This is a genomic window from Corynebacterium sp. H113 (assembly GCF_037572315.1).
Taxonomy (GTDB): domain Bacteria; phylum Actinomycetota; class Actinomycetes; order Mycobacteriales; family Mycobacteriaceae; genus Corynebacterium.
The window spans coordinates 172,811-196,681 of sequence record NZ_JBBHKZ010000001.1; the positions used below are offsets into that span (position 1 = coordinate 172,811).

The window sequence follows — 23,871 nt, forward strand, 5'->3', positions numbered from 1 at the left end:
GTTTTCAGCATGAGTGAAACGGCTACTGCAACACCATCAACGGCCCCGTCAACGGCCCCGTCAACGGCACCGTCCATTTTGGCTGTGGTCTCTGGCACGAATCCGGTGGCTATTTGGCATGTGGTTTTGGTCGCTGACTTCGGTAGCGATCGGTTGTCTGGTGCGTGGTTGGTGGATCCCGAAGCTGACGTTGCCGCCGATACTCTTCGCGCAATCCTCACGGGTACGGCGGTGCTGCCGATATCGGTGGATCTGCTTGCCGACGGCGTCGTGAAGCAAGCCCTAACTCAACACGGTGTGCCGGTTGTGGATGCGGAAGCGACTGTTGCGGGAATTCGCAGCCACATCGCTGAGTTGAAGCAGCAGGTGAAAGACGAGAAAGCGAAGCCGGGGCGCGAGAAGTTGACCGATCCGCGGTTTCCGAAGGTGTCGGACATCGAACCAATCCCGTTCGAACATGTGGGGGAGCCAGTCGCGGGAGAAGCGTTGGCGTGGGCGCGTGGAGTGGAAAAGCTCGTGGCCGAGTGGGCTGAGGTGGAATCACAGCGTAAGCGCCGTAAATTCCTGATCGAGCCGTGGGGTAAGGACGCTCGGAATGTACCGCTGGTGTACCGGGAGCAGCCTCGAACATAGGGGGAGGTTTGGCGCTGTATTTGTCATAAAAGCGGTGGTAGGGGGTTCGAGTCGACGACGCTAGTGAACTGAGGTCAGTACCCTGGAAGTATGTCGCTGGATACCGACAATGTCATCGCCTTTCCAGGCGTGCGCGTGGCCACCGAACCTGCCACGCTTATTGTCGGTGCCACTTTGACGGAAGAGCCGGTGAGCGTACAGCGCCAGTTTGGTGTGAATGATCAACTGACGTTGGCAGAGTTCGGCCGGGACCTCCGTATTCTATTCGGCTGGCGGGGCGAAGATGCCCCGACGAAGTTCACAATTGCCGACGATGTCGTGTTGCCGATGAGCGCACTGGTCGGCGATATTTTGCAAGACCCGGGCGACCGCGTGACGTGGTATTGGGGACTGTGGCCACATGTGCTGGAAGTTCGGGAAGCATTCGCTCGCGACGAGGCAACACCAGATGCCCTGTGCATCGGTGGTTCTGGCAACGTCACTGCATTGTTCCAGGCAGGCGCTGACCCGACAGTTGACATCGCGGCAATCAATGAAGAGCTCACGGGCGAAGAGTCCATCCAAAAGACTTTGGCATCCGCACGCAGAGAGGTTGTCGATCTCATTGAACGTTCGGGTGTCTTCGAATTCGTTCCTCTGCTGCAAGCATTAGATCTGCGTCGCGAGTGTTCACTCGAAGACCCGGAATTGCTGGATGCCGCAGCTCATATGTCAGCGCTCCCAGCAGAATCGCCTGACGACGACCCGGCGGGCTTCGACGCGGCTCTCACCACATTGCTGTGCTTGTCCGCCCTGACCACGGAGGATGTTCGTCATGATGTGTCCGCACACGTCATGGATGCCATCGGTTGGGTGAGGGACGACGGGAAGCCACTCACGGGCGAAGATGTCGATGAGCTGTGCCCTGACACGTTGGCCGTATTAGAGGAGTACGGGCTATGTGGTGAGGAATCATTGGGTCCAGTCGCGAAACTCGATCTGCTGCGCGAAGCGCTTCGTGCTCGCGAGGGCATGTAAACTCCCATTTCGTGCAGGAACCAACGACACCTTCTCATCATTCCCAGGACTCACAGGCAGACGGCTTCTTTGTTGAAGAGTCTGCGAGTGCTCCATTGGCGACGAAGCCAAGGGACGAGCACAGCGCGATTGTGCAGATGGTTCGATTCCTCATCTCCGGCGTGATTGCCGCTGTCGTTGACTTTGGCTTGACGCTGATTCTGAACTATGGGCTTGGGTTGGATAGGAACACCGTCGCAAAGCCGTTGGGTTGGGTGTTCGGAACGATTACTGCCTACATGATCAACCGCAGGTGGACGTTCAAATCGGAACCATCGACGAAGCGGGCGTTGGCGGTGGCAGTGCTGTATATCCTGACGTTCATTATTCAGACGCAGTTGTACAAGTACAGCCCACTTGTATTCGAAGACATGTGGGGTTGGCCGCGATTCTGGGTTGATACTGCATCATTCGTGGTCGCCCAGGGTGTGGCAACGGTGATCAACTTTATTGTTCAGCGAACAGTTATTTTCAGAGTTAAGTAGCCGAAACTATCTGGCTCGCGGGGTTGCCTTTACTGAAAAGACCCCGGTTACCGGATAACCTGGGGCCGTGAATACAGCTGCAACGAGTACCGACGAACTGACCATCCAACGTGTTTTGTTTGCCCCTCCTGCAGAGTGGGTTAATCCTGAGCTTTACTTCAACGCCAAGGGCGCCGGCTCTGACAACGGTTCGTTGAAGTCTTCTCGTTCGAGCCTCACGATGGGTCCTCATACCGTCGTTACCACCGACACGTATTTCGGTCGTTTCCGCGCGTCGCACTGGCAGCGCTGGACCACGGTGGACGAGGTCATCATTCGTGCGCGCGTTGTGGGCGCAGCTCGTGTGCTCGCATTGACGGAAGACATCGGCGGTCACATCCGTATGGAGGACTCGTGGGCTGCTGGTGGCAGCGATGTGGACGGCAACCGAACTGCTGACGAGGACCGCTTGGTCAACGTCAACGAAGATGTCGAATTGCGGGTGCCACTGGACCGATTCGCAGACGGTGGTGCGATCTTCCTGCAGTTTGATACGCAGGAAGAAGGCGCCCGCATTAGCGATGTCCGCTTCACAGTACCGACCTCGGCGATTCGCAACGACGTTCCTACCGACCTGGTCATTTGCACCTACAACCGTCCGGTTGACTGCGCGCGAACCGTCGCAACGCTGGCGGAGGATCTGCCTGCACTGGAGCGCGTGCGCACTATTCGAGTCGTTGACCAGGGCGACAAGCACCCAGCCGATGAAGCAGATTTCGCCGCGGCGCAGGAGAAGCTCGGTGATCGACTCAATGTTGTAGCCCAGCCGAATCTCGGTGGTGCGGGTGGCTTCTCGCGCGGTATGCGAGATGCGGTTGCTGCTGGTGATTGCATGGTTCTGCTTACCGACGACGACATTCGTCCAGAACCGGAAACCACCTTGCGACTGTCGGCGCTGGCGTGCTGCGCAGAAAAGCCAATGTTGCTTGGCGCGCAGATGCTGTTCCTGTACAACCCAACGAACTTGTTCCGTACGGGTGAAACCTACAACTGGGCGAACCTCACGGTGTGCGAGAACGACCCTGTGTATGGACTGGCAGATAAGGATGTTCGTGAACATCATCAGCTGCGCCGTCTCGGAGTCGAGTACAACGCGTGGTGGACGTGTCTGATTCCGTCGCAGGTCATTAAGGAAATCGGCCTCGCGCTGCCATTGTTCTTCCAGTACGACGACATTGATTTTGGCTTCCGTGCAGCTAAGGCGGGCTACACAACGGACACCATTCCAGGTGCTGCTGTGTGGCATGCGGACTTCTATTGGAAGGACATCGAGAACCCAGCGCAGTACTTTGGCCTGCGTAATGGCCTGATCGCTGCGGCCATGCATGGAGATGTCTCAGCGAAGGACATGGCAAATGTTGTGTCGCGTCGTATTCTGACCAACCTGGTATCCATGCGCTACGGCTTGGCATGGACGCAGCTGGAAGCGGTCCGCGATATGCTGACCGGCCCATCAGTACTGGATGCTGCGTCGCAGGGCGATTTCGCAAGGATTAGCAAGGGGCGAGGTGACTTCGCAGAGACGAAGCTGCTGCCACTCGCACACATGCCAGGTGGTTTGACCCCAGTACGCCCACCGACGCGGGAAATCGCCAGCGAGAATAAGGTACTGGCCAAGCGTGTGGCCTACACCCAGATGGACAAGAAGCGTCCAGGTCCAGTGGCAATTGCGTACGAAGATGCGTTTTGGTGGCATATCTCGCAGTTCGACGAAGTGTGGGTGACCGATGCTTCCCAATCAGGCGTACATCATTTGGTGCGTGACACCGAGAAGGAAAAGCAGCTGCGCAACGAGATGATTCGCGTGACGCGCCGTCTGACCAACGAGTGGGAGACCATTCGTGAGCAGTGGCGTTCCGCTGCCGACAAGCTGGTGTCGGAGGAAAACTGGGAGCCGTTCTTCAACGCTTAAAGGGGTGCCCGTCGTAGTGGCACGTCACTAGTACGTGCCCTAGACTCGTCCGGGTGCTTTATAGAAGAATCGCGTCGCTCAGTGCCCGATGGAAATATCCGTTGTGGATTCTCGCTGCACTCATTTCCATCGGAATGATCGGCTATCGGCTGCACGAAGCCTATTCTGGGTTCAATCTTGACCTGCATGTTTTCCGCGATGCAGGAATAGCGTTTAAGAACAACGCCCCGCTGTATGGTCCAGAATTCCGGACCTTTACGTCGTTCCCGTTTATCTACCCGCCGTTTGCGGCCTTACTGTTTTACCCGTTGGCATTCACGTCGGGACCACCGATGCAGCTGATGTGGGCCGGAGCAACGCTACTATCCATCTTCCTCATCTTGGTGATGGTCGCGAAGCGATTGCAGATGACCCGACCATGGTTGGTCGCATTCCTGCTGATGGGCGTAGCAATGGCCATTGACCCGCTGCGACGCGACTTCATCTACGGACAGATCGATGTATTTCTCGCGCTTTTCGTGGTCGCTGACGTGCTCGGCTTCCTCCCCAAGAAGCTGCGTGGCCTGGGCATTGGCATTGCCGCAGGTATCAAGATCACCCCAGCAGCATTTGCGCTGTTGTTCCTGGTGCGTGGGCAGTGGGGCAACGTCGTAAAGTCCGCTGCTTGGTTCTTTGTGACGGCCCTCCTCGGCCACTTACTCCGCCCGAAGGATTCGGTGTATTTCTGGACTAAGCAAGTTCTCGATGAGGATCGCGCCGGACGGCCAACGTTCGAATCGAATCAGGCGATGTCCGGCGTTCTCAGTCGCTTCGGTCTATCCGGCGAACCGTTGGAACTGACCATCAAGGTGCTGTTTGTATTCGGCGTGATCACCGCCATTTACCTAGCGTGGAAGTTCACCCGCGACGGCAATCATGTGACTGCTCTGTTCATGGTGGGCATGGCAGCTATGATTTTTGGCCCGTATTCGGTGGGCAACCACTGGGCAATTATCACTGCTGGTGTGCCACTGCTACTGGTCGCTGAGCTCCGACCATTCCTTGCCGGTCTGGCGGTGTGGCTTGCTCACGCGATCGCGCCATACCGAATTTTCCCAGCCGACGGCTACCAAGACGTGCCCATCCACATTGCTGCGTGGGGCAGCCTCCAGGGCGAAGTGTCATTCCTGTTCTACATGCTGGTGCTATTCACCGCACTGAACGACAAATTGCCGTCCGAGTCGACGCTCCGCCCGCTGGAAGCTCCCGCAGATTCCACCTCGGTGGAACCGCTTAGGCCTGCTCCAGACGCTTCTTCTCAGCCTCAACATCAAACGTTGCCTCAGGCCACGAGAGGTTGAGGCTACGCAGAGCGTCGAGAAGCAGATGCTTGACGACGAGTCGTGCATACGGCTTGTTGTCGCTAGGAATGCAGTACCACGGTGCATCTTCGGTCGAGGTGCGCTGCATAGCAATCTCGTAGGCCTCCTGGTACTCATCCCAGTGGCCACGTTCGTCGATATCACCCGGGTTGTACTTCCAGTGCTTCTCCGGGTTTTCTAGTCTCTCGGTGAGGTTTTCCTTCTGGAACTCCTTGGAAATGTGCAGCATCACCTTGATGACCTTCACATTCCGATCAGTAAGTTCCTTCTCGAAGTCGACGATTGCACCGTAGCGACGTTCAATTTCGTCGGCAGGCGCCATGTCGTGGACACGCTGCACGAGGACGTCCTCGTAGTGTGAGCGGTCAAACACCTGGATGTATCCCGGCTCTGGAACATGGGGGCGGATACGCCACAGAAAGTCATGCTTGCGCTCTTCTTCCGTTGGCTTGCCGAAGCCGACAGAGTCAATGCCCTGCGGATCGAAGACCTCGAAGACTTTGCGGATCACTCCGCCCTTGCCGGAGGTGTCCATGCCCTGCAGTACCAGGAGGACGGCGCCGGTATTAGCCACGTCTGCGCGACCGTTGGCGAAGAGCTTTTCTTGGAGTGCGGCGAGTTCGTTGTCGTAGTCGTCGAAAAGCTTGTCGATGACCTTGTCTACATCCTTCTTCTTACTGCTGGCTTCGATGCCAGGAGTGGATGCGGGGTCGATGTCGGCCAACGAGAAACCGTCGGTGACGCGGAGCCGGTCGGTGATGTCCTCAAATGTGAACTGTGCCATAGACCAAGTTTACTGGTTTGGCTGGAACCTCTCGAAGTTTTCGTTACGACCGCGACGATGCAGCGACAGCCAGTTGGTGAAACCCTTCACGTCGCGCTTCTGCACGAGGAAGAACCACGCGAAGCGTGCGTACTCCTGTGGAAGTAGCTTGCGCATGCCCGGCTGGCTCATGAGGTAGCCACGGTTGCGGTACGTGAAATACCGCTTGAAATCGTCGCTCGGGTACTGCGTGTGCATCTTGCCACCCAGGATTGGCTTGAACTCCTCGGAGCCGGATGGGTGGAGGTAGGCCGTCGTCAAGCAGGTGCCAAACGGCAACCCGGAACGGACTAGGCGACGGTGGAACTCGACTTCGTCGCCTCGGATGAACAGGCGGTAGTCAGGAACGCCGAGGCGCTCCAGAGCCTTCGCCGCAAACAGCGCGCCGTTAAAGAGGGAAGCGATGCCCGGGAGAATCTCGTTGCTGGCATCGACGGAATCGACACCGTCTGCCAGCAATTCGCTGCGGTTGCGACGCCAGGTCACACCACGGCGCAGCGGGAATGCCAGGCGATCTGGGTTTGCGATGTCACACACAACCGGCGACACCTCCGCCAGCTGGTGGCGGTACGCCGCATCAAGCAGGGTTTCCAGAACCTCAGGACCTTCTGGGCGACCGTCGTCATCCGCACACCAAATCCAGTCCGCACCAAGCGTCAGCGCCGTCAACATGCCCAGTGCAAAACCACCGGCACCGCCCAGGTTCGTCTTGGACCCGATGTAATGAATCTCCGGAGCATTCGGGCCTGCCAGCCCCTCCACATGCGCGCGCACGGCCGGATCGTCGCCATTGTCGACCACAATCAACCATGACGGCAAGTGAGTCTGCCGGTTCACGATGTCCAGCGACCCTTTCAGCTCCTCCGGACGGTTATGCGTGACGACGACCGCCGCCGTTTTCCGACTATCCGCGAAAGGGTGAGAATTCTGTCCTGACATGTGAGTTATCTTTCCACAGCTCAGCTGTTTTCAGCGCGACGACGCTTCTCGAGAGCACGGCGAACATGATCCGCCGCTTCCTTACCTTCGTATGCTTCGACGATCTCTTCAACCGTGCCTGCCTGACGAATCTGGCCGTGGTCCACCCACAGCGCGGTGTCACACAGCTGCGCCAAAAAATCATTCGAGTGGGACGCGAACACGAGCAAACCAGCGCGTTCCACCAAGCTGACGAGCTTCTCCCGGGCCTTTGCCATAAATGCTGCGTCTACTGCGCCGATGCCTTCGTCGAGAAGCAAAATCTCCGGTTCGATGGATGTGACCACGCCGAGAGCCAAACGCACGCGCATACCGGTGGAGTAGGTGCGCAGTGGCATGTGGAGGTAGTCGCCGAGCTCCGTGAAATCGGCGATCTCATCGAGCTTGTCTTTCATTTGCTTGCGCGACTGACCGAGGAACAACCCACGAATGATGATGTTCTCCATGCCCGAAATCTCCGGGTCCATGCCGACGCCCAGATCGAACACAGGCGCCACGCGACCAACGACTTGCGACGATCCGCGCGTCGGCTCATAAATGCCCGACAGCAGGCGCAACAGGGTGGACTTACCCGCGCCATTGTGGCCGACGAGGCCGACGCGGTCGCCCTCGCGGAGATGGAGGTTGATGTCTTTCAGCGCCTCGACGACAACAACATTGGAGTCGTTGCGACCAATAGCGCCACCGGCAGCCCCCAGAAACGCCTTCTTCATAGAGCGTGACTTCGCATCAAAAATAGGGAAGTCAACGCATGCGTTGTAGGTATCAATGCTGACCATGAAAATTCCTTTGCGGTAAAGCTTCGGCTAGACCCAAGCAGTTCGGCTAGACCCAGTAGCTGACGCGCGAACGCCACTGACGCATCGCGAGCAGAGCGAGGGCCAACCCGGCGACAGTGCATGCCAACACAATCCACCAGTGGTAGGCAGCGAGTGGTTCGCCGGTCAGGGGAGCGCGGACGATTTCGAGGTAGTGGTACAGCGGATTGAGCTCCGCGATCCGAGCGCGCTCTGCGACAGCGCCACCTTGTTCCGTGAGCGTCTTGGTCGTCCAGACGATAGGCGTCATATAAAACACCAGCTGAATCAACGAGTCGAGCAGTGGCGCGACATCGCGATATCGGGTGGCAATGATGCCGAAGAACATGGTGACCCACACGCCGTTGAGCACGATGAGCATCAGCGCTGGAATGGCCAAAAGGAACTGCCATCCCAGGTTTGGCCGGAAAATCACCACCAGAATGGCCCAAATCACCATGTTGTGGGCGAAGAACAACAGTTGACGCCACACCAGGCGATAGACATGCACACTGAGGGCCGACGGCAACTGCTTGATGAGGCCTTCGTTCTCAATGAACACCATCGAGCCATCTTTAATGCAGCCCGAGATGAAGCCCCACACGATCAAGCCCACCGTCAAGTGGGGCAAGAAATATGACAGTTCCTGCTGGAACAGCAGTGAATACAGCAAACCCAAGGCCAGTGCCATCGCGCCCGTCGCAATGGTGATCCACAATGGGCCAAGAGTCGAGCGTCGGTAGCGTTGTTTGATGTCCTGCCAACCGAGCTGCAACCACAACTCGCGCTGGCCGAAACCAACGACGAGATCCTTCCAGGCGGCACCGAAGGTACGCGACTTCGAAGGAGGTGCGCTCTGCGCTGGCATGGGGTCAATCATGCGGCCAACCGCGGCCCGTATATCTTCCACCGGGTGACCTGTATGTTCTGGTGTAGTCACGCTCCTAACCTACCCGCCTGGGTGGCTAAGTCCCTACCCGCAGGTGTCCGTGGAGTGTCGAACGGGGCATACTATCCAGTACTGGCATCATTGCCTGCTGGCCCAGTTGGGGTAGCAGATTCGATGCTCTAAGTGATGACAGAAAGGGTGGTCATGGCATTTGATGTGCCCACAACGCGAGGATTCTATTCCTCGTTGTCCGACGGCTGGACGTACCTCAACGGAGGTGAACGTGCTCAGGTTCCAGAGCGCGTCCTGTCGGCAATGACCACCTCTTTCCGTGCCGCTCCCAAGTCGCTTCCCGGTGAAGCAGCATCGGGTTCTCACTCCCGGTCCTTGGAGGCCGGATCCACCGCGGCAGGCCAGTTTGAAGCGATGGCGCGCCGGGCGTTCGCAGATGTTGCGGGCGCTCCATTTAATTGTGTGGTGCTCGGTTCATCGCGCGAGATGTTGGTGCACACTTTCGTGCATTCTTTCGGTCGCCGTATGTCCATTGGTAGAAACATTGTGGTGACGCGCACGGGCGATGTCACCATGCAGTTGCCATTCCGTCGCGGTGCCGACATGTTTGGGGCCGAGCTGCGCATTGCCGAAGCGGATTTGGCTACCGGTGCTGTCCCAGAGTGGCAGTACGGAGATTTGGTCGACGAGCACACGAGCCTCGTAGTTGTGCCCGCTGCGGATCCTTTTGTGGGCACCGTTGCACCGGTCGCTGAGATCTGCCAGCAGGTTCACGAATCCAGCGATGCCTGGGTTCTTGTCGACGCTTCCGCTTACGCAGCTTCCCGCATCATTGATATGGATAAGCTCGGCGCTGACATTGTGCTTCTCGACGCCGCCGCGTGGGGTGGACCCGACGTTTCTGCCCTTGTATTCCGCGATCCCTCGATGTTCGAGCGGATGACACCGATGTGGGCGTCGCAAAGTGTGCAGGGGCCACAACGCCTGGAAATTGCGCGGGTATCGCCATCGCTGCTGGGTGGTGTGTCGGAATCGGTGCGACACCTGGCGGACCTGGATCGGTTGGCGAGAGGTACCCGTAGGCATCGGATTGTGCAGTCGATGCCGCAGGTTGAGCGCTATTTGTCGCAGCTGACGGACCGTCTCATTGATTCGCTCGAGCTGCTGCCACGTGTCCACATTATTGGTGTGAACGACAATACCGATGATGATGACCTCGACTACACCGAAGTGCAGCGCATCCCGCGTCTGAGCTTCATTGTTTACGGGGTGCCGGCGAAAACTGTCGTTCGTCGTCTAATGGACAACGGCTTGGTCACTAGCGTCGTGAACTCTGTCGATTCGCCACTGATGGCAGCGATGGGACTCGACGAGTCCGACGGTGCGGTAGCTGTGGGATTACAGCCGTTCAACACGCCTCACGACGTCGACCAGTTGGTCCGCGCCGTCGCTTCGCTGGGCTAAGACCTGCCTGGTTAGACAGGTACTGTCAGCACGATTTTTCCGGAGACCGCTCCGGAGTCCAGGAGCTCATGGGCCTTGGCTACGTCACGGATATCCATCGTGGTGTGGATGAAATCCTTAATGGAGCCGTCGGCAAGCAATGGCCACACCGTGTCTTCGGTATTGGCGACGATGTGCGCCTTGTCGTCCGCATCGCGGTAGCGGAGGCCAGTCGCGGTGATAGAGCCACGCTTGGAGAGCAGGCGACCAATGTTCAGCTCGCCCTTGACACCACCCTGCATGCCAATGATGATGAGGTGCCCATCCTGAGCCAGCGCCTTGACGTTTCGGTCGAGGTACTTGGCGCCCATGATGTCGAGGATGACGTTCGCGCCACCTTCTGCAGCGATGATCTCTTCGAAGGTGTCTTCCTTGTAGTTGATCAGGATGTCTGCGCCCAGCTCCTTGCAAGTCTCCAGCTTTTCAGCGGAACCCGCAGTAACGGCGACGCGGGCGCCGAGAGCCTTTGCCATCTGAATGGCAAACGTGCCAATGCCACCGGCACCACCATGGACGAGGAAGAGGTCACCTTCCTTGAGGCCGGCGATCATCACAACATTTGAGAACACGGTGCATGCGACTTCTGGCATCGCAGCTGCACGCTCGAAGTCGTAGCCTTCGGGCAGTGGCAGCAGCTGACCGGCTGGGACGGCAGCGTACTCGGCGAAACCGCCGCCGGAGAGCAGGCAGCACACTTCGTCGCCGACCTGCCAACCACGAACATTGCCCTTGACTTCTTCAATGACGCCAGAGCACTCCAGCCCCAAAATATCGGTGGTGCCCTTTGGGGGTGGGTAGTAGCCACGTGCCTGCAGAATGTCGGCGCGGTTCACGGCCGCCGCACGCACCTTGACGAGGACTTCACCATCCGCCAGTTCAGGGGTTGGCGCGTCGGACCATTCGAGAGAACGAGGGTCTTCCAGATCTTTTTGGATGATAGCCTTCATGCTTCCCTAGCTTAACGACGATTGGTGTCGTGTATCGCCGTTGTGCCAGTTTTTCTTAAACCCCGTTTGCTGGTTATGATGTGCAAGTCGCCTTTAGCGATGAGGAAGTGTGGCAGAGCGGCCGAATGCACTCGCCTTGAAAGCGAGCGTCCCGTGAAACGGACCGGGGGTTCAAATCCCTCCACTTCCGCAATTTATGCAGGAACGCAGCACCGATTCCTGTGTGCCCACATGAGGAAGCTGACCAGAGTGTTGGGTCTTGCCGCTAGAAGCGGGTAATGCATCATGAGGGTGCGGCTTTCGTTGGCTGCCTTGGCGATGGTACGTCCTCGTCTGGATCCGTTGTGTTGGACTGCTAGTGGGGCAGTCGCTTCGTCGACAAGCACTAGCTTCGCGCGATACTCGGGAAAGAGGCGCGGGTACTTGATGTGCTCTCGTTGCACGTCAGTAACGTACTCCCATGCGACGTAGATGCCTCCTACTGTGATGCCCTGTCGCGTGACAATCAAGCGATTCATGCGGATATTGCGGGGCAATAGCGTCAGCCACGGTGTGACAAGGCAAACGATTCCACAGGGCAAAATGAATAAGAAAGTCCGCAAAAGTGCAGCCTTTTCGGGGCCCGTGAACCCGTTAATCGGATATTCAGTGAATGCCTCGTACACCTTGTACAAAAGGACTACTCCGAGAAGTAATATCACTGCCACCGCTATAAACCATGAGAGGCCGTAGCCGATCTGCACCTCACCACTGTGCAGAAAGCGACGCTGAAGCTTCTTTAACGAATACACGCGACTTTTCCCCTTTCCTCAGTAATCAGATGCGGGGACGATGGGAAAAGTTCCTTTTTATTCGCACTTTTTATTTGCACTCTAGTTGGGGAAGTAGGTATCGTCCGCGCTCATGGAAAACGCGATTAACGAGAGTCACGTAGGCTTCTGGGCTACTGGCGAGTGGCAGCTTGAGGAGCCTCGCCCACTCGTGCGTGGCATTATCGCGCGCATCGAAAGTGACGCATCGGTCGCATTGTTCTGCCCGGTGGACGGGGTAATCAACGTGTTTTCGCAGGATGAAGTGACACTTATCGACGGCCTCCCCCGTGTATGGGATAACTCGGGAGCGCCAGCCTTTCGAAAGTAAGTTCCCACCTAAAGAAGTTCCCCTCCAGATAGTAATCCGGCTTTGGCATTATCCTGGAGTTGCGCTTGAATGGAGCGTAAGTGCTGGTTGCAAAGGGGAGTTGTCGCTATGTCGGGTAATGAGCAAAACAATGGTTTTGGCGGATATGGCAGTTATGGCGGTGGCTCGAATCCGGAGGAGACTTCTGTAGATAACAACCAGGCATGGTCCAGTGATTCTCGGTGGAATCAGGAACCGCAGAATCCTTTTCGACAGTCGCCACCCCAGCCTCAGCCAATGCCGGCTATGTCACCCATGCAACCAGAGCCACAAAAGCAGAAGCGGGATAACACGAGTCTGCTCATCGTCATCGCTGCAATTTTGGGCGTGATCGTCCTCGCGCTGGGTGGCTACCTGGGATACACAATGATGTCCGATTCCGGTTCGAACGATTCCGGGCAGTTCGCCGAAGGCGCAAACAATGCCAATAAGGGTGCGAACAGCGATAACAACGACGGCGCTGCCGAAGAGACCACCGAAGAAGCCCCAGCACGCGCCCAAAACTGGACACAGCCTGCAGGCTGGACAAAGTGTGGTGGCAGTGGCGACCCTGGAGATCTCAACCTCTACTTCGCTGGAACCAGCACCACAACCTGTGGTTTTGTGTCGAATGTGCGCGACGCGGTCGTCGACAAGTACCTCGACTCAGGTGAGCTGGAAGGCACCGTCAATGCCTACAGTCCAACAACCGGCCTGAATTACACCATGACCTGCACTGATGACGGCGATGTTGTGACGTGCACCGGCGGTCGAAACGCTGTCGTGCACATCGTTTAAACGCCCAACGCAGCCAGCAGCTGGTCAGATTCCTCGGCGGTCGTCACCGTGATGCGCACGCCTTCGCCCGCGAAGCAGCGAACCAGTACCTTCTTGTCTGCCAATGCAGCAGCGAGGTCGACGCTGGTCTGAAGGCGATCGTCGCCAAGCGCAGCGCCCAGGGAAGCCACACGCTCCTCTGGGATCCATACGAAGTTCGCCTGCGAATCCGGCACCACAATTTCTGCACCGGCAGCGACGTTAATCGCAGTGGTGACCCGCACTCGCTGCTCCTGCACGCTCGCGATACGCTCGCGCAACTCGTCGCCCGCGCGCAGCGATTCCGTCGCCGCGACCTGCGCCAACGTGTTCACCGAAAACGGAATACACACCTTATTCAGCGCCTCGATCACCCGCGTATCGCCAAACGCGTACCCCACGCGGAGCCCAGCGAGCCCGTACACCTTCGAAAACGTCCGCAGGCCAACCAGATTCGGATACTTTGCGACGATCTCCTCCGAATGCAGCATCGTGCCTCGGGTGGTGTCGTCGGCAAGCTCGATGTAAGCCTCGTCGAGTGCGACCACGATGTGTGCGGGCACCCTCGCCATGAAGGACTCGAACTCTTCGCGCGTCACCGTGGTGCCGGTCGGGTTGTTCGGGTTGCAGACGAAAATCAGGCGAGTGTGTTCGGTGATCGCATCGACCATCGCGTCGAGATCATTGCGGAACTCGCTGTTCAGCGGGATAGCAACCGGGGTGGCGCCAGTGATGCGCGTGAGGATCGGGTACGCCTCGAAACTGCGCCATGGGAAAATCACTTCATCGCCAGGGCCAGCAGTTATCTGCACAAGCTGGAGACACAGCGCTGAGGAACCACAGCCGATGGTGATGTTGTCGGCGGGGAGACCGAGATGGGAAGCAAGCTCATTGCGCAGCGCAACAGTGCCCATGTCTGGGTAGCGATTGATGCTTGTCTCCGGGGTGCTAATGGTCTGCGCGATGGCATCAGTGACCTGGGGAAGCGGCGCGTGGGCCATTTCGTTCGATGCAAGCTTGAGTGCACCAGGAACTGTCTTGCCCGGGACATAGGCCGCGATAGCGTCGAGGTCCGGGCGAATATGCGGTGCAGTGTTCTGGGCATCTGGCGAAGTCATGGAGATAACTTTAGCGCTTGCCTGTTGACCGCGATAGCAGTGGTAGCAGCTGTTTTGCCCTTTCGTCGATTGGTTATGTAAACTTCCGGGAGATGAATTGGTCTTTGTGGACTGGTTCTCGCGGAGGCGTGCCAGAGTGGCCGAATGGGGCTCCCTGCTAAGGAGTTGCTCGCGTTAGCGGGCCGGAGGTTCGAATCCTCTCGCCTCCGCCACGCGCCCGTAGCTCAACGGATAGAGCATCTGACTACGGATCAGAAGGTTAGGGGTTCGAATCCCTTCGGGCGCACCAAATAGGAAAGACCCGCACTTCGGTGCGGGTCTTTTTTGCTGGTCGGTTGATCTGGGGCGACAGTTTCGTGCACAAGCGCTGACTTGCCAGCTCTGACCTGCCTATATGCGTACATTCGCAGAAGCTAACACTGTTGGGGCTACCCCATTAAAGTGATAACTTTGAGGGGTATTTGGTGTTCGCAATAAGGTCGTCACAGGTCCTGGGAAGCAGGGTATTTTCAATGAATCGGCTGTCGGCTCGGCATCTGGCTATGGCAGGGACAGCGATCCTTGCCGGCGTGGCCTTGGCAGCTTGTGGAACAGGAAACGCTACATCCGCGCACAATGGTGGCGACTACCCAACCCGGCTCACTCTGTCGGGTGGCTATTCAGACGAGAATTACCACCCAGCTTTCGGTCACAGTGAATCCGGGGTCAGCATGGTCTATGACGGGCTGCTCCGTCCGGAACCGACCAACGGTCCAGGTAGCATCCCCAATCTGGTACCAGCACTCGCTGACACAGCGCCGAAACCCAGCGAGAATGGCAAGACGTGGACCGTCACCCTTCGCGACAATGTGACCTTTTCTGATGGCTCCGAATTCGATGCCGCCGACGTAAAAACCACCTACGATGTCGCCCGGGACGCTTCCACTGGCTCGGCAATTTCCCACCTGTATTCGGTGATTGAAGATGTCGAGGTCGTCGATAAGCAAACTGTGGCGTTCCATCTGAACCTCCCGTATGGCAATTTTCCGGCGCGACTAACACTCGGAATTGCACCATCCGAGCTGGTCGGGGAGGGGACGGTCGATAGTGGGCCGCTTGCTCAGCGCCCGGTGGGAACGGGACCGTATGTGTTGAAGGAGCACACGGGGAACGAGGCTCGGTTTACGGCCCGCGAGGATTACTGGGCCGGCACTCCCGCTATCAAGGACGTGGTTGTTGCCGTGATCGCGGATGATGCGGCGCGTGCGCAGCGTGTTGCTACCGGCGAGCTCAGTGGCGCGATCGTCGCTCCGTCGATGGCGAAGAATTACGAGAATAAGCCGGGGTTGCGGGTGGTCTCAACGCCGTCGGCTGATTGGCGCTCCATTTCGCTGCCGGACACGCCATTTTTGCGAGCTCCGGAGGTGCGTCGTGCGCTGAATCTTGCGGTGGATCGTGACGCAATGGTCGCAGGCCCGATGGCTGGGCACGGCACACCGATTGGGCAGCCCATCTCGGAGTTCTATGGCGACGCGCACAATCCGGACGCAGTGTTTGCGCACGATGTTGCTCAGGCTGAAAAGCTTCTCGACGACGCCGGCTGGCACAAAGGCCCCGATGGGGTCCGTGCGAAGGACGGGGTAAAGGCCGAGATTCCACTGCTGTATGTGGGGGATGACACGATGCGTCGCGATATGGCCGTGGAATTCGCAGCTCAAATGGAGAAAACCGGTGTGAAGTTCACACCTCAGGCATCCAATTGGGATGAGATCACGCCACAGATGGACAAGGTCGCGGTCGTGTTAGCGGGCGGTACGTCTCCGTACGATGTGGATTTGTTGGTCTACGACTTGTTGCATTCTCGTCAGAAAGACACGTCAGAGTACGACAACCCTGGCGATCACGGTTCACCGGAACTAGATGCAGCGTTGGACAAGGCTCGTGCTGCACAAGATCCGCAAGAGCGTGCGCAGGCCTACCGAGACGTTCAAGAGCTGTACCTGGACAACCCATCGTCGGTGTTCCTTGCCTACGCTGATCATGTGTATCTCGAACAGGAAAACACGTGGGACCAAGGCTCAGCGGTGCTGGAGCCTCATCTGCATAGCGCCACCTGGGGCCCGTGGTGGAACCTTGGGCAGTGGAAGCAGTAGCGCGTGAAAGCGGCCCTTCGCGATCGCGATAACCTGCGCGGCCTCGCGCCCATGATCGCGTGGCGACTCGTCGCCATTGCCCTCATCAGCATCGTGGTGTCATTTGTCATCTTTGCACTGGCAGCATTGTCGCCGTTTAACCCGTTACAGAGTTACGCAGGTGCACACACGACTGCCATGTCTACTGCCGAGCGTGACAGCCTAGAAGCTGCTCTTGGACTCGATAAGGCGTGGTATCAGCACTGGTGGGACTGGTGCGCAGGTGTGTTGACTGGCGACCTCGGCTACTCCCGTTCCTATACCCGTCCGGTTGCGCAGGTACTAGCCGAGCGTTTGCCGTGGACCCTGCTGCTGTCTGCCACCGGCATTGCAATCACTGTTGTTCTAGCGATCGCCCTTGGTGTGTTTGCGGGACGACGACCGGGCGGGGTCGTCGATAAGTTGTGCATCGGGCTGTCGGTATTCCTAAGTGCGACTCCATCGTTTGTGTATTCACTCGCCGTGCTCATGGTTTTTGCAGTGATTATGCAGGTCATTCCTGCGGGTGGTGCTGCGCCGATTGGATATGACCCAACGATGTCTACGATCGGGCCGTACCTGATAGGGCCTGCAGTTGTGTTGGCGCTTACCCAATTGCCGTGGCCGTTGTTGGCGGTTCGTCAAGCGACGGCGGAGGCGACGCAGTCGCCGGCAGTGGAAGCGGCCTATGCGCGTGGCTTGTCGTCTCGCCGGGTATTGGCTTTGCACATTATGCCGAGGTCCCTGATGCCGTTAGTGACTCTTATTGGTGGCCGGCTGTCGGAGCTTGTCGTCGGCACGGTGATTGTAGAAGCTGTTTTCGCCTGGCCCGGTATCGCCGAAGCGACCATCGAAGCTGCGCGTACCGTTGACTTTCCATTACTTGCCGTCACCACGGTGCTGACAACTGTACTGGTCATGGTCGGTTCACTCCTCGCCGATGTCGCGTATAAGTTCGTGGATCCGAGGGTGACCGATGTCTGATTCCACCCGAGCCCCGTCCTCCCGCCAAGAACTGCGTTGGTGGCGGTTTGTCCCGTTGCTTGCCGTGGTCACATTTGCACTGTTGGTGCCCCTGGTGTGGCCAGCTCCGACGGCAGACTTCTCGCGCGCCCTACACGCTCCGAGCAGGGAATTCATCGCTGGAACCGACCACTACGGCTTCGATTTGTGGACTCGCACGGCCCTCGGCCTGCGTGTTTCCCTTCTCATTGGAGTGGTATCAGCGCTGGCTGCAACAGCAATCGGGCTCCTTGTCGGACTTCTCGCCGCGACATTTGGCGGCACAGTCGATCGCACTTTGATGCGTCTCACCGATGCCGTCAATTCCATCCCGCACCTCATTCTCTCCGTCGTCATCGTCGCGCTTTTTCGTGGCTCGATCACCGCGCTAATCATCTCTATCGCCATCACGCACTGGACTCAGGTTGCCCGCGTCATCCGTTCGACAGTACTGACTGCACGCGAGTCTGAATACGTCGCTGCATCGTATGGTGCGGGTGCTTCACGACGATGGGTCCTAACCAATCACCTCCTCCCATCCGCGATGGGACAGGCGGTTATTGCCGTTCTTATGCTGGTACCTCATGCGGTGTGGCATGAGTCAGCACTGTCTTTCCTGGGTTTGGGTCTGCAACCGGTTTTCCCTTCGTTGGGCACGTTGCTGGATCAGGCTCGCGCGGACATCATGCTCGGTGCTTGGTGGGTGCTGGTCGTGCCGGGAATCGCACTTCTAGCTGCGTCGTTGTCTTTGGTGGCGGTAGTGCCGAAGGAGGTACTACTAGGTAGTTCGCGCCCCGACATGCCGGCACCGAGAGCCAGCGCCGACCTTCCCACAGTCTCATTTACTGACCGCGATTCTGGCGTCACTAATCTGTCGATCACCATTACGTCCGACAAGCACCGCACCATTCCTGCCGTCGTCAATGCGACACTCAACATCACTCCCGGCACTGTCCACGGTCTCATCGGTGGCTCCGGCTCCGGTAAGTCCACACTGGGTCGGGCGTTGTGTGGTCTGGTACCACCGCAGGCCAAGGTCAGTGGCGACATTATCGTCGCAGGCCAGCGAAACCCCGCTGCACGATCTGCCGCTCTCATCCCCCAGGCTCCGGCGTTGTCCTTCACTCCGGTACGTCGCCTAGGTCCGCAGCTTGCCGAGATTCTCCGAGCTGCAGGGCGGAGCGCGACGGACGGGGACGTCGTAAAGCTATTGGAACAGGTGCGCCTGGAGCCAAGTGCGGCGACGATGTTCCCGCACCAGCTTTCCGGCGGGATGGCGCAGCGAGCGGCGATTGCTGCGGCACTGGCAACTGGGCGCACGACGCTAGTTGCGGACGAGCCGACATCTGCGCTGGATCCGCAGCTCACCAGGGAAATCCTGGGTCTGCTCCGCGAGCTAGCCGACGACGGATACGCCGTGCTTCTCATCACTCATGATGTCGAAGATGTGCGAGAGGCAGGTGTGTGCGATGAGCTGAGCGTCATGAGGCAGGGGCACATCCTGGAACATGGTCCCGCTGGGGATGTACTGCATCACCCTCAGGCGCCATACACACAGGCGTTGCTGGCTGCGCTGCCGAGCGGTGGCATGCGCATCACAGATGGATTCGAGAGGGGATAAACATGGGACTGCGTGCTCGCAATATTGCCCACTCGTTTGCTGGTCGAGAGGTGCTCCGCGACATCATGCTGCGCGTCGCGCCGGGCGAAATCGTCGGTCTCGTAGGCCCGTCGGGTTCGGGCAAGACCACTCTTGGGCGCATTCTCACTGGTCGAATCACGCCTCGCGCCGGTGCGGTGACGGTGGACGGTGTGGCTTTGGGGGAGGCTCGTCGTGATGTAGCTTTTATCGGCCAATCGCCCCGCGAAGCGTGCAATCCGCGCTGGACTTTGCGACGAATCATCGCCGAGCCGGCGCTCATCGCATCGGATCAAGGGCGAGTGCAGTCGGAAGCACAGTCGGCAGCGGAATCAGTCCTGTTGACGGAAGATCTGCTCGATCGGGTGCCGAGTGACGTCTCAGACGGTCAATTGCAGCGGGCCGTGATCGCGAGAGCGTTAGTGCAGAAGCCGAAGTACCTTGTGTGCGACGAGCCAACGTCGATGTTGGATCCCATCACGACAGCGGCAGTCATCAGAGCATTGCGCACCGAGGCGGGGGTTCTTTTCATTTCGCATGACCGGCGATTGCTGGCAGCCGTAGCGGACCGGGTGTTCGAGTTGCGGGATGGCGAGTTGCTTTTAGGTAACTGACCAGGGGATTTGTTGGTTCTAGCAGGTTGAGTGTAGAGTTCTATTTCGTTGCAAGGGCGAGAGCCCAGTACAACATGCGCCCGTAGCTCAACGGATAGAGCATCTGACTACGGATCAGAAGGTTAGGGGTTCGAATCCCTTCGGGCGCACCACATGAAAAAGACCCGCACTTCGGTGCGGGTCTTTTTGTATTGGTTGGCTGGGCTGTCTGCGCGCAGTGCGCGCTCAGCCGACGGACAATTACAGCTTGCCCGCGATTAAGTCGTCGAGAGGCTCAGCGGACAGCAGGTAAGGGGCGACCTCGAAGACGGTGCGTGCACCAACTTCGCCAGCTTCCTTCATGCGGTATGCAGCACGACCATATGCGACCTGCACAGCAGCAGTGAAGTCCGGGTTGCGCTCCAGGGTCAGGCCGAATTCGATGACGTGGCCGGAGGTACCAGCATTGCCACGAGTGATGACCTGGCCGCCGTGTGGCATGCCCTGGTGGTCACGGTCGAACTCCTCTTCCGAGATGAAGTCGACGACCGTTTCGTAAGGTGCGAAGTAGTCAGGCATGTTCACGATGGTTTCGCGGATGGAGTCTTCCATCGCTGGATCCTCGGCAACCACGTAGCAGTGACGCAGGTGGCACTCGTTGCCCTTTAGATCTGCGCCCTCGCCTCGCTTGACGGCTTCCATTGCCTCCGGGTTTGGCTTCGTGTACTGAACGCCCTTCTTGACTCCCGGCACGCGACGTACCGCATCCGAGTGGCCCTGCGACAAACCTGGTCCCCAGAAGGTCATCTGATCTGCACCTGGCAGCACAGCGGTGCCAAGTACACGGTTGAGGGAGAAGAATCCTGGATCCCAACCGGTCGAGATCATGGCCAGGTTGCCACCCTCGCGCGCTGCAGCGTCCATTGCTGCGCGATGGGCTGGGATTTCGTGGTGATTATCGTAGGTATCAACTGTGGTGTAGTGCTTCGCCAGTTCCGGCGCCTGCTCTGGCACGTCAGTTGCGGAGCCCAGGCATACAAAGAGAATGTCTACTTCTTCCTTGTACTTCTCGACGTCCGCGGCTGACAATACACGCGCATCGGTATCGAGTGAGTCGCGGCGGGAAAAGATGCCTACGAGCTCCATGTCCGGCTGGTCTGCGATGACCTTCTCGACGCTCTTGCCGAGGTTGCCGTATCCGATAATTGCGGAACGAATCATAAAGAAGAGTCCTTTCTCTCGGTTCTTTTTCTACTGCCTAGAACCGTTGAATATCAATAGTGCAGCACCAAATAGGTCGGTTTAGCGCTATGTATTTTCAAACACATCAATGCGCCCGCCGATGCTCTCTGCGTGACGGAGCTGGTCAAGCCAGTTGTCGTCGTTAAGCGAAACTCTAATGACTGGGCGCATTCCGGAGCGTGCTTCGAAGCGAGTGCGGGCATCAAAGCCGGCCTGCGACAGTCGCGTGGCAGTGCCGTCTGTGGTGAGTTCAGTTCGAGCATCGGTCAGCAGCTCGATGACTTCGTCGAGTGCGCCGAGTACCGGCTCGACATTGTTGTCACACCACGACAGCACCATGTCAGGCTCAGCCGCCGCTACCCGCGTGCCGTCGCGGAATGATCCCGCGGCCAGCGACATCGGCAGTTGACCTCCCGCATCTCCAGTCACCGCTACTGCGTATGCCACGAGGTGTGGCATGTGTGAGATCTTTGCGACGGCCCGATCATGCGCAAGCGACCGCGCAGGCACAATTTCGCTGCCGAGCCGAGTGCCGAGGGACACCACGTCGCGGAACGTCTGCAGCCATGACTCGGGAAGCTCAGCGTCGATGTCATCTTCTGCCATTTCTTCGGCGAGATCGTAGGTGATAACCCAGGGGGCGCCGTAGAAAAGACCAGTCACAGTCGCATCCCAGCCGGACTTCGCGCTGCCAGCCATGGGATGAGCGCCGACATAGCGGTATTGCATGTTGTGTTCGCGGACGGCATCGAGGACCGCAGTCTTGACGCTGACCACATCAGTAATGCCACAATCCGGCGCGTGCTCCGCGATAGCGTCGAGCATTCGACCGACGACGGTCATCGGCGTACCAATGACGATCAGCGCCTTTTCGTCCTGGGCGCGCTGCAATGTGGCATCCAAATCAGCGGAAGCATCGTAGCCTTCGGACACTGCGGCATCGACAGTTTCCGACGAGCGATTCCAGCCGAATGCCGGGTGACCCGCGTCTTTAAGATCGCGCAGCATCGACCCACCAATGAGCCCGAGACCTAAGATGCAAATAGGGGTGGAGGTAAGTTGCGTAGTCACAGTGACAAGTGTGTCACATGCCGACTACCGTTGGGGGCTATGAGCACCAGCTATTCCGGGTCGAATGACCCCAACGATGATCGTTCTTTTGCCGTCGCGCTCATCCTCGGCGATGACGGTTGGGCGGTCCGCGACTTGGGCGACGATGCCCTGGATTCTCTGGCGGATGCTGTTTCTGCTTTGCGACGACTCCGCAGCGAGCATGCTTCCTTCGGCATGTTGAATATCGACGATGACTACTTCATTCTTGTTCGTCCCGTCCCCGGAGCATCGCGTGTGTTGCTGTCGGACGCGACGGCGGCGGTGACTGATGACATTGCTGCAGATGTTTTCGATGAGTTGGACGAGGACATTCCAGACATTGATGAAGATGATCTGGACGATGTGGACTCGTGGGCCGAAGGTGACTTGGAAATCCTCGCTGACTTGGGAGTTCCCGAGGACGTGCTGTCAGTTATCTGTGACGATCAGTCTCTGTGGGCCTCCGAGCAGCTGTACTCGATCGCTGAGGAACTTGGCTGCGCGGACCAGTTGGCCGAGGTGACAGGTATGGATGACTACTGATCCGACGGCAGAGACAGTCCTGCCACGGCCACTCGCCGATATCCGCGATGAAGAGTGGATGCGCCTCGCCATCGACGTAGCTAACCGCACGCCAGCTGGTGATGTTCCGGTCGGAGCAATCGTTGTTGGTCCTGATGGGGAGATTATTGCTGAGGCAACGAATCGTCGTGAAGCAGATGCCGACCCGATGGCGCACGCAGAAGTTCTCGCGTTGCAGAGGGCGGCGAAAGTACTCGGCGACGGGTGGCGACTCGAAGACTGCACGTTAGTGGTGACGCTTGAACCGTGCGTGATGTGCGCTGGCGCAGCCGTGATGTCGCGGGTCGGGCGAGTGGTGTTTGGCGCATGGTCGGCGAAGACGGGCGCGTGTGGGTCGCTCGTGGATGTGATTCGCGAACCAGCGCATGTATTTGCTCCGCAAGTGCGCGGGGGAGTGCTTGCCGATGAATGTGCCGGATTGCTTCCCGCCTTCTTCCGAGGCAAACGGTAGGTATTAGCAGTCACCGCTTGGTTACGGTCTGATGAAAGTCGTTTAACAACTCGTGCTTTTTGTGGATTGTGTGGGGTCGATGCGTTTACCGTGGATAGCACCACTACGAAAGCCATGGAAGGTGATCGACAATGAGTAATTTCGGTAATAAGGCAGAAGAGTTCGCTGGTAAGGCGAAGGAACAGACTGGCGCAGCTACTGGCAACAAGAACCTCGAGAACGAGGGCAAGGGCGACCAGGCCAAGGCTGATATGAAGCAGGGTGTCGAAGACGCAAAGGACAAGGCAACCGAGACCCTGGGCAAGTTCAGCGACAAGTAGTTCCTGACCTGCTGATTTGTTAGTTAGTACATAGCTTCGGTAACGTTTCTCGGCGGTGGCGTGTCCGAGCGGCCGAAGGTGAAGCACTCGAAATGCTTTGTGCGGTAACCCCGTACCGAGGGTTCAAATCCCTCCGCCACCGCCATTAACCTCTCATTCGCATTCGTGCGGGTGGGAGGTTTTTTGTATGCGTAGACTAATCACACTAGTCACAATATTCACATTGGGTAGCCCGTGTTACTGTTGGAATGTTTAGTATGCGAAAAATCGCGG

At 58.1% G+C, this 23,871-nt stretch carries 24 protein-coding genes and 5 tRNA genes; 20 read left to right on the top strand and 9 right to left on the bottom strand.

Going from position 1 to position 23,871, the window contains the following annotated elements:
• Window positions 1-9: 9 nt before the first annotated feature.
• The 5 genes from WG938_RS00760 (at window position 10) to WG938_RS00780 (ending at window position 5,465) form a co-directional block, all read left to right on the top strand.
• Window positions 10-633: a hypothetical protein gene (locus WG938_RS00760; protein WP_339976576.1), complete on the top strand. Its 624-nt coding sequence runs from the start codon at window positions 10-12 to the stop codon at window positions 631-633.
• A gap of 90 nt (window positions 634-723) precedes the next feature.
• Complete coding sequence (locus WG938_RS00765; RefSeq protein ID WP_339976578.1) at window positions 724-1,650, top strand: hypothetical protein; 927 nt, start codon at window positions 724-726, stop codon at window positions 1,648-1,650.
• 11 nt (window positions 1,651-1,661) lie between these two features.
• Window positions 1,662-2,174, top strand: coding sequence for a GtrA family protein (locus WG938_RS00770; protein ID WP_339976580.1), 513 nt, complete (start codon window positions 1,662-1,664; stop codon window positions 2,172-2,174).
• A gap of 67 nt (window positions 2,175-2,241) precedes the next feature.
• Window positions 2,242-4,125 (top strand): glycosyltransferase, encoded by a 1,884-nt coding sequence (locus WG938_RS00775; RefSeq protein ID WP_339976582.1) that lies wholly within the window; start codon window positions 2,242-2,244, stop codon window positions 4,123-4,125.
• 53 nt (window positions 4,126-4,178) lie between these two features.
• Window positions 4,179-5,465 carry a glycosyltransferase 87 family protein gene (locus WG938_RS00780; RefSeq protein ID WP_339976584.1) on the top strand — a complete coding sequence of 429 codons (1,287 nt, stop codon included), beginning with the start codon at window positions 4,179-4,181 and terminating at the stop codon, window positions 5,463-5,465.
• Here the strand turns inward: WG938_RS00780 and WG938_RS00785 are convergent.
• Genes WG938_RS00785 through wzm form a run of 4 tightly spaced genes read right to left on the bottom strand, consistent with a single transcriptional unit; the run spans window position 5,398 to window position 8,964 of the window.
• Window positions 5,398-6,270, bottom strand: coding sequence for a PPK2 family polyphosphate kinase (locus tag WG938_RS00785; RefSeq protein WP_339976586.1), 873 nt, complete (start codon window positions 6,268-6,270; stop codon window positions 5,398-5,400). The two genes, WG938_RS00780 and WG938_RS00785, sit on opposite strands and share 68 nt — an antisense overlap.
• A gap of 9 nt (window positions 6,271-6,279) precedes the next feature.
• Window positions 6,280-7,248, bottom strand: a complete 969-nt coding sequence (gene glfT1, locus WG938_RS00790; RefSeq protein ID WP_339976588.1) for a galactofuranosyltransferase GlfT1 — start codon at window positions 7,246-7,248, stop codon at window positions 6,280-6,282.
• Window positions 7,249-7,268: 20 nt separating this feature from the next.
• Complete coding sequence (gene wzt / locus WG938_RS00795) at window positions 7,269-8,066, bottom strand: galactan export ABC transporter ATP-binding subunit Wzt/RfbE (RefSeq protein ID WP_339976590.1); 798 nt, start codon at window positions 8,064-8,066, stop codon at window positions 7,269-7,271.
• 46 nt (window positions 8,067-8,112) lie between these two features.
• Window positions 8,113-8,964 carry a galactan export ABC transporter permease subunit Wzm/RfbD gene (gene wzm, locus WG938_RS00800; RefSeq protein ID WP_339976746.1) on the bottom strand — a complete coding sequence of 284 codons (852 nt, stop codon included), beginning with the start codon at window positions 8,962-8,964 and terminating at the stop codon, window positions 8,113-8,115.
• Between the two features lie 195 nt (window positions 8,965-9,159).
• On the opposite strand from wzm, the gene WG938_RS00805 reads away from it, so the two are divergent.
• Window positions 9,160-10,449 carry an aminotransferase class V-fold PLP-dependent enzyme gene (locus WG938_RS00805; RefSeq protein WP_339976592.1) on the top strand — a complete coding sequence of 430 codons (1,290 nt, stop codon included), beginning with the start codon at window positions 9,160-9,162 and terminating at the stop codon, window positions 10,447-10,449.
• A gap of 11 nt (window positions 10,450-10,460) precedes the next feature.
• On the opposite strand, the gene WG938_RS00810 is transcribed toward WG938_RS00805, so the two are convergent.
• Complete coding sequence (locus WG938_RS00810; protein ID WP_339976594.1) at window positions 10,461-11,435, bottom strand: NAD(P)H-quinone oxidoreductase; 975 nt, start codon at window positions 11,433-11,435, stop codon at window positions 10,461-10,463.
• Between the two features lie 103 nt (window positions 11,436-11,538).
• Here WG938_RS00810 and WG938_RS00815 point away from each other — a divergent pair.
• Window positions 11,539-11,625, top strand: a tRNA-Ser gene (locus tag WG938_RS00815).
• Between the two features lie 4 nt (window positions 11,626-11,629).
• Here WG938_RS00815 and WG938_RS00820 read toward each other — a convergent pair.
• On the bottom strand, window positions 11,630-11,953 hold the full coding sequence (locus WG938_RS00820) for a hypothetical protein (RefSeq protein ID WP_339976596.1): 324 nt from the start codon (window positions 11,951-11,953) through the stop codon (window positions 11,630-11,632).
• Between the two features lie 385 nt (window positions 11,954-12,338).
• On the opposite strand from WG938_RS00820, the gene WG938_RS00825 reads away from it, so the two are divergent.
• Together WG938_RS00825 and WG938_RS00830 are read left to right on the top strand one after the other, a co-directional pair.
• Complete coding sequence (locus tag WG938_RS00825; protein ID WP_339976598.1) at window positions 12,339-12,575, top strand: hypothetical protein; 237 nt, start codon at window positions 12,339-12,341, stop codon at window positions 12,573-12,575.
• A gap of 108 nt (window positions 12,576-12,683) precedes the next feature.
• Window positions 12,684-13,391, top strand: coding sequence for a hypothetical protein (locus tag WG938_RS00830; RefSeq protein WP_339976600.1), 708 nt, complete (start codon window positions 12,684-12,686; stop codon window positions 13,389-13,391).
• On the opposite strand, the gene hisC is transcribed toward WG938_RS00830, so the two are convergent.
• Window positions 13,388-14,527 carry a histidinol-phosphate transaminase gene (hisC, locus tag WG938_RS00835; RefSeq protein ID WP_339976602.1) on the bottom strand — a complete coding sequence of 380 codons (1,140 nt, stop codon included), beginning with the start codon at window positions 14,525-14,527 and terminating at the stop codon, window positions 13,388-13,390. The genes WG938_RS00830 and hisC overlap by 4 nt on opposite strands.
• A 122-nt stretch (window positions 14,528-14,649) precedes the next feature.
• Here hisC and WG938_RS00840 point away from each other — a divergent pair.
• The 7 genes from WG938_RS00840 to WG938_RS00870 all read left to right on the top strand — a co-directional run bounded on the left by WG938_RS00840 (window position 14,650) and on the right by WG938_RS00870 (window position 20,084).
• Window positions 14,650-14,739: transfer RNA gene (locus WG938_RS00840), tRNA-Ser, on the top strand.
• Window position 14,740: 1 nt separating this feature from the next.
• Window positions 14,741-14,816, top strand: a tRNA-Arg gene (locus tag WG938_RS00845).
• 223 nt (window positions 14,817-15,039) lie between these two features.
• Window positions 15,040-16,659 (top strand): ABC transporter substrate-binding protein, encoded by a 1,620-nt coding sequence (locus WG938_RS00850; protein ID WP_339976604.1) that lies wholly within the window; start codon window positions 15,040-15,042, stop codon window positions 16,657-16,659.
• A gap of 51 nt (window positions 16,660-16,710) precedes the next feature.
• Window positions 16,711-17,661 (top strand): ABC transporter permease, encoded by a 951-nt coding sequence (locus WG938_RS00855; protein ID WP_339976748.1) that lies wholly within the window; start codon window positions 16,711-16,713, stop codon window positions 17,659-17,661.
• Window positions 17,654-19,300, top strand: coding sequence for an ABC transporter permease subunit (locus WG938_RS00860; RefSeq protein ID WP_339976606.1), 1,647 nt, complete (start codon window positions 17,654-17,656; stop codon window positions 19,298-19,300). The genes WG938_RS00855 and WG938_RS00860 overlap by 8 nt, the downstream gene beginning before the upstream one ends.
• A 2-nt stretch (window positions 19,301-19,302) precedes the next feature.
• Window positions 19,303-19,932 (top strand): ABC transporter ATP-binding protein, encoded by a 630-nt coding sequence (locus WG938_RS00865; protein WP_339976608.1) that lies wholly within the window; start codon window positions 19,303-19,305, stop codon window positions 19,930-19,932.
• Window positions 19,933-20,008: 76 nt separating this feature from the next.
• Window positions 20,009-20,084, top strand: a tRNA-Arg gene (locus tag WG938_RS00870).
• A gap of 88 nt (window positions 20,085-20,172) precedes the next feature.
• Here WG938_RS00870 and WG938_RS00875 read toward each other — a convergent pair.
• Window positions 20,173-21,132 (bottom strand): diaminopimelate dehydrogenase, encoded by a 960-nt coding sequence (locus tag WG938_RS00875; protein WP_339976610.1) that lies wholly within the window; start codon window positions 21,130-21,132, stop codon window positions 20,173-20,175.
• Between the two features lie 87 nt (window positions 21,133-21,219).
• On the bottom strand, window positions 21,220-22,224 hold the full coding sequence (locus WG938_RS00880; RefSeq protein WP_339976612.1) for a prephenate dehydrogenase: 1,005 nt from the start codon (window positions 22,222-22,224) through the stop codon (window positions 21,220-21,222).
• A 39-nt stretch (window positions 22,225-22,263) separates the two neighbouring features.
• Between WG938_RS00880 and WG938_RS00885 the strand changes: the two genes are divergently transcribed.
• The 4 genes from WG938_RS00885 to WG938_RS00900 all read left to right on the top strand — a co-directional run bounded on the left by WG938_RS00885 (window position 22,264) and on the right by WG938_RS00900 (window position 23,743).
• Window positions 22,264-22,788 (top strand): tRNA adenosine deaminase-associated protein, encoded by a 525-nt coding sequence (locus WG938_RS00885; RefSeq protein ID WP_339976614.1) that lies wholly within the window; start codon window positions 22,264-22,266, stop codon window positions 22,786-22,788.
• A complete protein-coding gene (gene tadA, locus WG938_RS00890; RefSeq protein WP_339976616.1) occupies window positions 22,778-23,278 on the top strand; it encodes a tRNA adenosine(34) deaminase TadA in 501 nt (166 codons plus the stop codon). Before WG938_RS00885 ends, tadA begins: the two co-directional genes overlap by 11 nt.
• A gap of 131 nt (window positions 23,279-23,409) precedes the next feature.
• Window positions 23,410-23,598: a CsbD family protein gene (locus WG938_RS00895; protein ID WP_339976618.1), complete on the top strand. Its 189-nt coding sequence runs from the start codon at window positions 23,410-23,412 to the stop codon at window positions 23,596-23,598.
• A 54-nt stretch (window positions 23,599-23,652) separates the two neighbouring features.
• A tRNA-Ser gene (locus WG938_RS00900) sits at window positions 23,653-23,743 on the top strand.
• The last annotated feature ends 128 nt before the right edge of the window (window positions 23,744-23,871 follow it).

Coding starts and splice junctions, on each gene's coding strand:
- WG938_RS00760 (WP_339976576.1), top strand. CDS start 10: ATGAGTGAAACGGCTACTGCAACACCATCAACGGCCCCGTCAACGGCC.
- WG938_RS00765 (WP_339976578.1), top strand. CDS start 724: ATGTCGCTGGATACCGACAATGTCATCGCCTTTCCAGGCGTGCGCGTG.
- WG938_RS00785 (WP_339976586.1), bottom strand. CDS start 6,270: ATGGCACAGTTCACATTTGAGGACATCACCGACCGGCTCCGCGTCACC.
- glfT1 (WP_339976588.1), bottom strand. CDS start 7,248: ATGTCAGGACAGAATTCTCACCCTTTCGCGGATAGTCGGAAAACGGCG.
- wzt (WP_339976590.1), bottom strand. CDS start 8,066: ATGGTCAGCATTGATACCTACAACGCATGCGTTGACTTCCCTATTTTT.
- wzm (WP_339976746.1), bottom strand. CDS start 8,964: ATGATTGACCCCATGCCAGCGCAGAGCGCACCTCCTTCGAAGTCGCGT.
- WG938_RS00805 (WP_339976592.1), top strand. CDS start 9,160: ATGACAGAAAGGGTGGTCATGGCATTTGATGTGCCCACAACGCGAGGA.
- WG938_RS00810 (WP_339976594.1), bottom strand. CDS start 11,435: ATGAAGGCTATCATCCAAAAAGATCTGGAAGACCCTCGTTCTCTCGAA.
- WG938_RS00820 (WP_339976596.1), bottom strand. CDS start 11,953: ATGAATCGCTTGATTGTCACGCGACAGGGCATCACAGTAGGAGGCATC.
- WG938_RS00825 (WP_339976598.1), top strand. CDS start 12,339: ATGGAAAACGCGATTAACGAGAGTCACGTAGGCTTCTGGGCTACTGGC.
- WG938_RS00830 (WP_339976600.1), top strand. CDS start 12,684: ATGTCGGGTAATGAGCAAAACAATGGTTTTGGCGGATATGGCAGTTAT.
- hisC (WP_339976602.1), bottom strand. CDS start 14,527: ATGACTTCGCCAGATGCCCAGAACACTGCACCGCATATTCGCCCGGAC.
- WG938_RS00850 (WP_339976604.1), top strand. CDS start 15,040: ATGAATCGGCTGTCGGCTCGGCATCTGGCTATGGCAGGGACAGCGATC.
- WG938_RS00855 (WP_339976748.1), top strand. CDS start 16,711: ATGATCGCGTGGCGACTCGTCGCCATTGCCCTCATCAGCATCGTGGTG.
- WG938_RS00860 (WP_339976606.1), top strand. CDS start 17,654: ATGTCTGATTCCACCCGAGCCCCGTCCTCCCGCCAAGAACTGCGTTGG.
- WG938_RS00865 (WP_339976608.1), top strand. CDS start 19,303: ATGGGACTGCGTGCTCGCAATATTGCCCACTCGTTTGCTGGTCGAGAG.
- WG938_RS00875 (WP_339976610.1), bottom strand. CDS start 21,132: ATGATTCGTTCCGCAATTATCGGATACGGCAACCTCGGCAAGAGCGTC.
- WG938_RS00885 (WP_339976614.1), top strand. CDS start 22,264: ATGAGCACCAGCTATTCCGGGTCGAATGACCCCAACGATGATCGTTCT.
- tadA (WP_339976616.1), top strand. CDS start 22,778: ATGACTACTGATCCGACGGCAGAGACAGTCCTGCCACGGCCACTCGCC.
- WG938_RS00895 (WP_339976618.1), top strand. CDS start 23,410: ATGAGTAATTTCGGTAATAAGGCAGAAGAGTTCGCTGGTAAGGCGAAG.